The organism is Halanaerobium saccharolyticum, from assembly GCF_003053565.1.
In the GTDB taxonomy this organism is placed as follows: domain Bacteria; phylum Bacillota; class Halanaerobiia; order Halanaerobiales; family Halanaerobiaceae; genus Halanaerobium; species Halanaerobium saccharolyticum_B.
Map to the genome: position 1 here is coordinate 46,353 of NZ_QAXS01000022.1, position 7,936 is coordinate 54,288.

9 protein-coding genes and 1 pseudogene are annotated in these 7,936 nt (G+C 31.8%); 3 read left to right on the forward strand and 7 right to left on the reverse strand.

Annotated elements, in window-relative coordinates:
* Window positions 1–71: 71 nt before the first annotated feature.
* The 6 genes from C8C76_RS09450 to def all read right to left on the reverse strand — a co-directional run bounded on the left by C8C76_RS09450 (window position 72) and on the right by def (window position 5,403).
* Complete coding sequence (locus C8C76_RS09450; protein ID WP_108141038.1) at window positions 72–446, reverse strand: HIT family protein; 375 nt, start codon at window positions 444–446, stop codon at window positions 72–74.
* A 290-nt stretch (window positions 447–736) separates the two neighbouring features.
* The gene (locus C8C76_RS09455; protein WP_108141040.1) at window positions 737–1,879 is read right to left on the reverse strand and encodes an XRE family transcriptional regulator; all 1,143 of its coding nucleotides are present in this window, start codon (window positions 1,877–1,879) and stop codon (window positions 737–739) included.
* A 170-nt stretch (window positions 1,880–2,049) separates the two neighbouring features.
* Complete coding sequence (locus tag C8C76_RS09460; protein ID WP_108141043.1) at window positions 2,050–2,559, reverse strand: hypothetical protein; 510 nt, start codon at window positions 2,557–2,559, stop codon at window positions 2,050–2,052.
* Window positions 2,560–2,588: 29 nt separating this feature from the next.
* Window positions 2,589–3,548, reverse strand: coding sequence for a hypothetical protein (locus C8C76_RS09465; protein ID WP_108141044.1), 960 nt, complete (start codon window positions 3,546–3,548; stop codon window positions 2,589–2,591).
* A gap of 236 nt (window positions 3,549–3,784) precedes the next feature.
* The gene (locus C8C76_RS09470) at window positions 3,785–4,855 is read right to left on the reverse strand and encodes a glycerol dehydrogenase (RefSeq protein ID WP_108141045.1); all 1,071 of its coding nucleotides are present in this window, start codon (window positions 4,853–4,855) and stop codon (window positions 3,785–3,787) included.
* A 95-nt stretch (window positions 4,856–4,950) separates the two neighbouring features.
* The gene (def, locus tag C8C76_RS09475) at window positions 4,951–5,403 is read right to left on the reverse strand and encodes a peptide deformylase (RefSeq protein ID WP_108141046.1); all 453 of its coding nucleotides are present in this window, start codon (window positions 5,401–5,403) and stop codon (window positions 4,951–4,953) included.
* A 193-nt stretch (window positions 5,404–5,596) separates the two neighbouring features.
* On the opposite strand from def, the gene C8C76_RS09480 reads away from it, so the two are divergent.
* Complete coding sequence (locus tag C8C76_RS09480; protein WP_108141047.1) at window positions 5,597–6,244, forward strand: hypothetical protein; 648 nt, start codon at window positions 5,597–5,599, stop codon at window positions 6,242–6,244.
* Between the two features lie 242 nt (window positions 6,245–6,486).
* Here C8C76_RS09480 and C8C76_RS09485 read toward each other — a convergent pair whose 3' ends face one another.
* Window positions 6,487–6,927, reverse strand: coding sequence for a hypothetical protein (locus tag C8C76_RS09485; RefSeq protein ID WP_108141049.1), 441 nt, complete (start codon window positions 6,925–6,927; stop codon window positions 6,487–6,489).
* Between the two features lie 190 nt (window positions 6,928–7,117).
* Between C8C76_RS09485 and C8C76_RS09490 the strand changes: the two genes are divergently transcribed.
* Together C8C76_RS09490 and C8C76_RS09495 are read left to right on the forward strand one after the other, a co-directional pair.
* Window positions 7,118–7,372, forward strand: a complete 255-nt coding sequence (locus tag C8C76_RS09490) for an AbrB/MazE/SpoVT family DNA-binding domain-containing protein (protein ID WP_166637186.1) — start codon at window positions 7,118–7,120, stop codon at window positions 7,370–7,372.
* 300 nt (window positions 7,373–7,672) lie between these two features.
* A pseudogene (locus C8C76_RS09495) lies at window positions 7,673–7,936 on the forward strand (RNA-guided endonuclease InsQ/TnpB family protein); the annotation flags it as partial.

A 7,936-nucleotide genomic window follows, 5' to 3' on the forward strand; every position in this document is an offset into this window, starting at 1 on the left:
TAATTAATAAAGAATGATTTTATATAATGATAATATTTTAATTGTAAATTATGGCAGAATTTATTTATTATTCACCCATCATAATAAACCAGCTGCTTTTTCAGCTTCCTGATTCCACCTCGTGGATTCTCTACATCTCCATCATAGCGGGGAATAATATGCTGATGCAGGTGCATAACAGTCTGACCTCCCGCATGGTTGACATTAAAGCCAATATTATAGCCGTCTGGAGCATATTCTGCTTCCAATATTTTTTTACACTCTTTTGTCAGTTCAAAGATAGCCATTACTTCCTCTTCAGTCGCCTCAAAATAACTGGCAAAGTGCCGTTTTGGAATCACCAGCATGTGACCTTCATTGACAGGGGATTTATCGTATATCGCAAAAGCCAGTTCATTTTCTATAATATAATCTTTTTCTGGATACTCACAAAATACACAGCTCATTTATTCAGCCTACTTTCTATTAATCAAAGCTTTTAGATTCATATAGAAGCTTAAGTAATTCCTGATTGAAAGATTATTAAATACTTTTATTTTTGAAGATCTTAACTTGACAATTTAATTTTAAAAAATTATGATTAACTTACAATAAAAGATTTTTAGAGAGGATTATTGAGGGTAGAACAGGCATCTACCGCACCTGAATTCAGGTATAAAGAGATGTGGGTACGCCGTCCCAACAATAATTCCCTAGTATATTATTATCGACTACTATTGTTTCTCCTCTGTAGTTTTTAAGCCGTTCTGTATTCATAATTCTTCCATTTTTTTGCCAGTTTTCTCATTTCTAAAACTGGAATATTTAATACTTCTGCAGCCTTATTAATGGTTATTTCCTCTTTAATAACTAATTTTCTAACCAGAGCGAATAGCTTTTCATTTTTTCTTATATAATCTCTCGGTTCTGGTTCTTTTTTATCATATCCAGCTTCTTTGAGTTTTTTGAATAGAGCACCTAATATTTTAGCATCTATATAGCCATATTTATTTAAAGTCATGATCAGAGATTTTACACTAACACCAAATTCTTTCTTCTTCTCAATAATCAGATCCAGGTCAATATAACCATCAAAATAATAATTATAATTTTTTAGAACTTTAGCAGGTACTAAAAATGCCATCGCGAAATGATCTGCTGCTTTTTCTCTTATATCTTTTATCCGAGTGTTAGCATATTTAAAGTCACTAATATCTTTACTGTATTGATCACGATGAAGTATTAAGTGACCTAATTCATGGACTGCAGAAAAGATTTTTCTTTCTTCGGGAATATCTCTGCTGTCATTGATAAAAATATAGGCTCCTTTATCTTCAGAGTAAGCAGAAACAGCATCTAAATTAGCATCTTTAATTTCCTGAGCAATTACATTAATATTATTTTCTTCAAAAAGAGTAAAGACATTGAAATTTAATGCATCATCTACCCCCATATATCTTCTCTGTTTTTCTGCAATTTTTTCTATAGCAGCTTTCTCCTTTTTATTTAATTTATTACCTTCAATTTTTATTTTATATTCTTCTGGTAAATAATCTTTTACAGGGTCATCACTTAGTTCTATAATTTCATGATACAATTTAAATTTCTCTGCAATTTTATTTTTTAATTTGTCATCAAAATTATTTTCTGGATCATCAGCTCTAAACATGAAAGATACTTTTTCTCTTCTTGATTTTTCGCTTAGAAAAAAATCAATCTCTTTATCAAAATATCTGGCTAATTTATATAATTTGCCGCTATCCATTACTCTTTCTCCATCTAAATACTTTGCAAAAGTCTGCCTAGTAACACCTATGATTTCTCCCATTTCAGTCTGGTTAAGGTTAAATTCATCCTGCAGCTCTTTTAAATTATTAGCTATTACTTCTGCCACTTTCATAATGGCACCTCCTTATAATGTTAAATATATATAACTTATATATTATTCATAAATTAATTTTTGTTATATTATATTAACATCATAACACTAATACCAGCTAATTAAAAGTCATTTTACAACATCTACCGACCAATAATCACCAACCAGCTGCTTCTCAAAAAGATTAACAATTAAATAATTTTGTATTTTTTTAATTCTGCTTCTAAAAAATCAACATTCTCAGTTATATAGTCTCTGAACAAATTAAACAATCTGTCATCAACATGTCCATAGTACATAAAAATAAAAAAATTAATCAGATCTACATTTTCAATCTGGTCAAGTTTAGACCAGGTCTCTTCAGTCAGTGCTTTTCCGGCTTCAGTAATAAAGGATATCAAAAGCTTATAATGCTCATCTAAAGTTTCAACGCCTGCATTTTTCAGTTTTTTTTCAACTTCTTCAATTTTCATTTTCAACTTATTCTGGGTCTCTTCACTAATGAAATTATTAAACTCTTTATTAAAATTAGTCTCTTCTTCACTCTCCACCTCTAACTCTTCTTTATCTAATTCTTCAAATTGCTCAAATATTTCTTTTGTTTCTTCGGCCTTTTCACGATGAAATTCTATCAATTCGCTTTTTTCTTCAGGAAAATATTTTTCTAATATCTCAAATAATTCAGCTTCTTTAAAACCCACTTTTGTTTTTCTACCTGAAATGTGAAGATCTAAAACAATGAATAAATCTTTAAAAAGGGATCTTTATTAGACTTTTTCTCAAATTCCTCAAATCTGTCAAAATAGTCTCTGTACTCATCAAAAACAAATATCCAGATATCATTTAACACTTCAATAAAGTCTTTCATTTCATAGCAGGGACCATCCTCATCAATACAGGCCATTTTAACTAATGATTCCAGGTCTTTACTTTCATTAAGCCAGAGTATAAATAAATCTATAGCACCTTTGCTGTGTACTGTATATTCGCGGGCCTTTAAATAGTCTTTAAGCCATTCTGAAACAGTTTCTTGACCCAGTTTTTTGAAAAAATAATGCATCATTTCATTCTGATCACCACGATAGAAATGATAGAAATTTTTAATAACATCATGATCCGCAAATCTGCTTTTGAGTTTAGTAAATAATTTTTCCTTAGCTGCTAAAACTGGCCACTCAAATTTTTGCTCAAATATTTCTTCTAACCAGTTAACTGCCTCAGTTACTTCTTCACTATCAAAATCTCCCATGACAATTGTCTTATCAGGAAAACAATTTTCAATTAAAATTGAAATAGCCAGAATTAGTTTGTGGTAGTCTTCCCCCTGAGTTTTGCGTTTATAGATAAAGCGGAGATCTTTATCAAAATCAAGATAGCTGAATAAAATGTCGTCATTATCATAACTACTCCAGGTATCATAATAGTCCAGATTATAGTATAGAGAGAAAGTTTCAGCTCGGGAATTATTTTCGATGTTTCCACAGATACTCCAGTGTCTGCGTTTAAGATCATTAATATTTTTTTCCACATCAGAAGTGAGAACAAGTCTTTTTTCTCCCAGATGGCTTTCAGATTTTAACGCCATTGCCGGATAATCATCAATTATTTTAAGCGTCTTTAAATAACAATTCTGCCACTGCAAACTATCAATTTTCTCTGGATTTACTGCCAGACCAATCTCGATACCCATTTATTATCTCCCCTTCTTGTGAAAAGTATTATTAACTTAATTATAATACTTATAATACATATGTTCAAGGAAATAATGTCTATAGGTATCAATTTTTTGGTTATTTATTAACTTAACCAATTAAAAATCAAAGCAATTTAGGAAGAACAAAACGCAAAAAACCCTCCTCAAATGAGAAGGGTTGATCACATCAGTTAAAAATATTGGTTATTTTTATAGTTTTTGATAAAAGTTATTTAAAGAACATCAACTGCTAAAATTGCATCTTTAACCATTTCTGCATCTACAGCAAAAGGCATGTTGTGGATTGTTTCACCTTCAGCACAGCTTGCTTCTGCTACTTTTAGTATTTTTTCATCACTCACATCTGTAATGCCTAAGTCAGCTAGAGTGGTTGGTAGTCCAACTTCTCTGCAGAAATTCATGACCTTTTCGATTTCTGCTGGATCTCTATCTTCTAATACCATCTGGACCAAAGTAGAATATGCAACCTTTTCTCCGTGGGTCTTAGTATGTGTCTCTTCTAACACTGTGAAACCATTGTGAACTGCATGGGCTGCAGCTAAGCCACCACTTTCAAAACCAAGTCCACTTAATAAAGTATTGGCTTCAACAATTTTTTCTAATGCTTCAGTTACCACACCAGCCTCAGCAGCTTTTTTAGCACTAACTCCATATTCTAATAATGTATTATAGCAGAGTTCAGCCAAATTTAGAGCTGTCATTGTTGGTGCTCCACCTGACATTGCTTTTTTTCTGGTCAAAGCAGAAGCAGCAGCTTCAAAATAAGTTGCCAGCGCATCTCCCATTCCAGAAACTAAAAATCTAACAGGTGCATTTGCTACAATTTCAGTATCAATGATTACTGCATCTGGGTTTTTAGGTAAGAATAGATAGTCTTCAAAAACTCCCTCTTCAGTATAAATAACAGATAATGCACTGCAGGGAGCATCTGTTGCTGCTATAGTTGGTACAATAACTACTGGTAGTTCAGAATAATGAGCAACAGCTTTGGCTGTATCTAAAGTCTTACCTCCACCCATTCCAATTATTAATTCTGCATTTTCTTGAGCAGCTTTTTCCTTTAGTCTTTCTATTTCTACTTTTGAGCATTCTCCATTGAAAAATTCAATTTCATAATCAAATTCCGTAAGTCCTGCCTCCAGATCAGATAAAAACAGTTCTTCAACAATAGTGTCAGCAATGATTAAAGCTTTTTCGCCAAGATCTTTAATATAGTCTTTCATTTCCTTAATTACATTTTTGCCCTGAACATATTTACCTGGTGATGTTAAAACTTTTATCATTAAAACCACTCCTTTTAATATTTTTTTCACAATTTAATTATACTACAGTTATTTGAAGATATCAAATTAGAGTTTGATTGAAAATTTTAATAAAATCAATCCACAATCTTTACAACTTTATCAAGAAATAAAATCCCATCCAAATGATCAATTTCATGCTGGATTGCTCTTGCTTCCAGACCTTCTGCTTTAAACTCAATTTCATTTCCATCTCGATCTAAAGTTTTAACTTTAATTTTTTCAGCTCTAATAACATCACCGGTTTCTCCGGGAATACTCAGACATCCCTCTTCCATAACTGCTTTTCCCTCTTCTTCTATAATCTCAGGGTTAATTAAAACAATTTTATTATCTTCCTGAATATCAACTACTGCTATTCTTTTTAAAATACCTACCTGGGGAGCAGCTAAACCAATCCCATCTTCTGAAGACATTGTCTCAAACATATTATCAATTAAATCATTAATTTTTTCAGTGATCTCATCTATTTTTTTAGCCTTAGTTCTTAAAACTGGGTCACCAATTTTTCTGATTTGCAAAGGGCTCATAATATCTACCTCCTAAATCATATTATAAGTTTCTTTTGAACATATGTCAATAAACTGTTTGAGATTTAACAGCAGATATTGAGGCTGCCCTTAAAGTTAAAAAAACTGCTCTTAAATCACATACTATTAATTATTCATATTTAGGAGTATAATTATATATAGAGGGGAATTGAAAATCAGGAGGGGAATAAAAATGAGAATTATGATAAATTCATTTTCAGCAGTATTAATTATCCTGATTCTTAGCTTAATTATAAAATCAACTGCACTGGCTCATATACCATTAGATACTTCTGTTTCTGCAACTAAAGCAGAGCCGATATTTGTGAAGGATCATCAAATCTCCTGGGCAGCCTACAATCAATTAGATAATGCAGGTGATGTAGATTACTACAGTTTTCAGGTCGAGCAGGGTGAGGAAATTTATTTCAGTATGGTTATCCCTGAAATTGAAAGATATCAGAATTTTAGACCTGATGTTGCCCTAATTGGTCCGGGTTTAGAAAATAATTATGCCGGTTATGATAAAAATTATATTAATTCCTTCTTAAAACTTGATCCAGATGAAAAGATAATTATTGTTAGAGATGATCAGGCTGATCCCAAAATCTTTTTTGAACCCTTTACCAGGACATCTTACTGGAGGCGGCAGCAGTTTTCAACTGCAGCTCCAGCAGCAGGAACTTATTATCTGGAAGTATTTTTAGCAGAAAAAGCCCAGGGCAAATATACCCTTGCCATCGGCCGGAAAGAAGTCTGGAGTCTAAGGGATCTAATTAAAATGCCAAAATTTGGTGGGATACCAGAATCTTTGTCGAAAAAGAGAATTCTACCTATTTGATTTTGGCTTTTATAATATCAATAACTTCATTTTTGGTTTATAGATTTATCTTTAAACAATAAACTTTTTTGTGCTGCTTAGGGGAAAAAATAATTCTATAATGAAAAAAGATTGCAAAAAAAAACTAAACGGCTTAAGTCCTTTAGAGTTTAGGGACTTAGCCGCTTAGATAATTTCATATTATTTTTACTGTCTACTTGACAGGGCATGTTCAATATGAGAAAGGGTTTTTAGTTTATATTCTAATGCTTTAAAAAATCAATTATTTCTTCCTTAGAATCTGCAGTTATAATTTTTTCGCTTAAGTCTTCAATTTTACTCAACTCAGCTTTATTAATTAAATCAATAATTTCATTATCTGAATTCTTAAATTTAGCCTTAACTTGCCTCATCAGGATTAATCTTGCCTCTTCCTGTTTTCCCTCAATCTTACCCTCAATCTTACCCTCAATTCTACCTTCTTCTTTTCCCTTTTTCTTACCCTGCTCTTCAACATATTTAAAAAATTTAACCATTTTGCGATCCCTCCATAATTCTATCATATTTTCACTGCTTAAAAATTTATCACACAACACAATAGTCAGAGCAGCCAAATTATTCTTAAATTTTTGATCGGCATCCAGCTTATCTTCCAGTTCAATAGTTTCTTTAACCCGTTTAACCATATCCTGATCACTGTTCATCAGGGGAAGAAATATTGATTTTATATCTATTATACAACTTTAGGTCATAGGAAGCAAAACGAAGTAATAATTATGAGCCGTCACATCAAACTGCTGCATTAAATTTCCTCCAAATATTTGCTTAACTTATTTAGCTTATAATATAGTATATATGTGGGTAGAACCCACAAAAATTCAAGGTGGTGATAAAATGAGGGATAAATTAGTAGTAAAAGTAGATTCTAGAGGCAGAATTACAATTCCTAAAGAAGCGCGCAAAAAAGCAGATATTGAATCAGGGGATATTCTGTTTATGAATTTAAGCCCGGGCAGGGTAGAATTAACCCGAGCTATTGAGGACCATCTGGTAGAATTAGCTGCCTATGCAGAAAAAGAATATAAAGATGGAAACACACAAAATCTAAGAGATTTTGCAGAAGAAGAAGGGATTATTCTAGATGAATAATTATTCAATTGAGATTATTAAATCAATAAAAGATGACTTAAAAAGTCTTAAACATCAAAAAGAAGAGTTGAAATTCTTAAAAAACAGGGATTGCTCTAGTCTTTCCCCAGACAGCACTTCTTATACTTTTTACCTAATTTAGCCGAGAAAGCCTCGCTTATGTCAATGGGCGGGGATGAATCGGCTAATTTATATGTTGAACACTTGTTCTTTTAGTGGTATAATATACTTAGTAATAAAGTTTTTTGCATGGGATTAAAATATCATTGATATTAATAATTAATGAAAAAGGTGTTTGATATGCAATTAACATATGTGCTGGAGTTATTAAAACCAACCAAAAGAAAAGAAAATATATTCTTAAATAACATTGCTGAAGTAGTTAAAAATCGTCAGGCTGTCGCTGCCAAACTTAAAGCAGGAGAAATCAACTTGAGTTCTGCTGATTTTAAAGAGCTTAACCTTCCCTCTGCTGTTAAAAATCAGAATATTAGAGAAGTTAAAGCACTTTATAAACAGTTTTTAAAGTCTAACTCTAAAAAAGAAAATATAGAGTTCAAAGCT

Coding starts and splice junctions, on each gene's coding strand:
- C8C76_RS09485 (WP_108141049.1), bottom strand. CDS start 6,927: ATGAACAGTGATCAGGATATGGTTAAACGGGTTAAAGAAACTATTGAA.
- C8C76_RS09465 (WP_108141044.1), bottom strand. CDS start 3,548: ATGGGTATCGAGATTGGTCTGGCAGTAAATCCAGAGAAAATTGATAGT.
- C8C76_RS09450 (WP_108141038.1), bottom strand. CDS start 446: ATGAGCTGTGTATTTTGTGAGTATCCAGAAAAAGATTATATTATAGAA.
- C8C76_RS09480 (WP_108141047.1), top strand. CDS start 5,597: ATGAGAATTATGATAAATTCATTTTCAGCAGTATTAATTATCCTGATT.
- C8C76_RS09455 (WP_108141040.1), bottom strand. CDS start 1,879: ATGAAAGTGGCAGAAGTAATAGCTAATAATTTAAAAGAGCTGCAGGAT.
- def (WP_108141046.1), bottom strand. CDS start 5,403: ATGAGCCCTTTGCAAATCAGAAAAATTGGTGACCCAGTTTTAAGAACT.
- C8C76_RS09470 (WP_108141045.1), bottom strand. CDS start 4,855: ATGATAAAAGTTTTAACATCACCAGGTAAATATGTTCAGGGCAAAAAT.
- C8C76_RS09490 (WP_166637186.1), top strand. CDS start 7,118: ATGAGGGATAAATTAGTAGTAAAAGTAGATTCTAGAGGCAGAATTACA.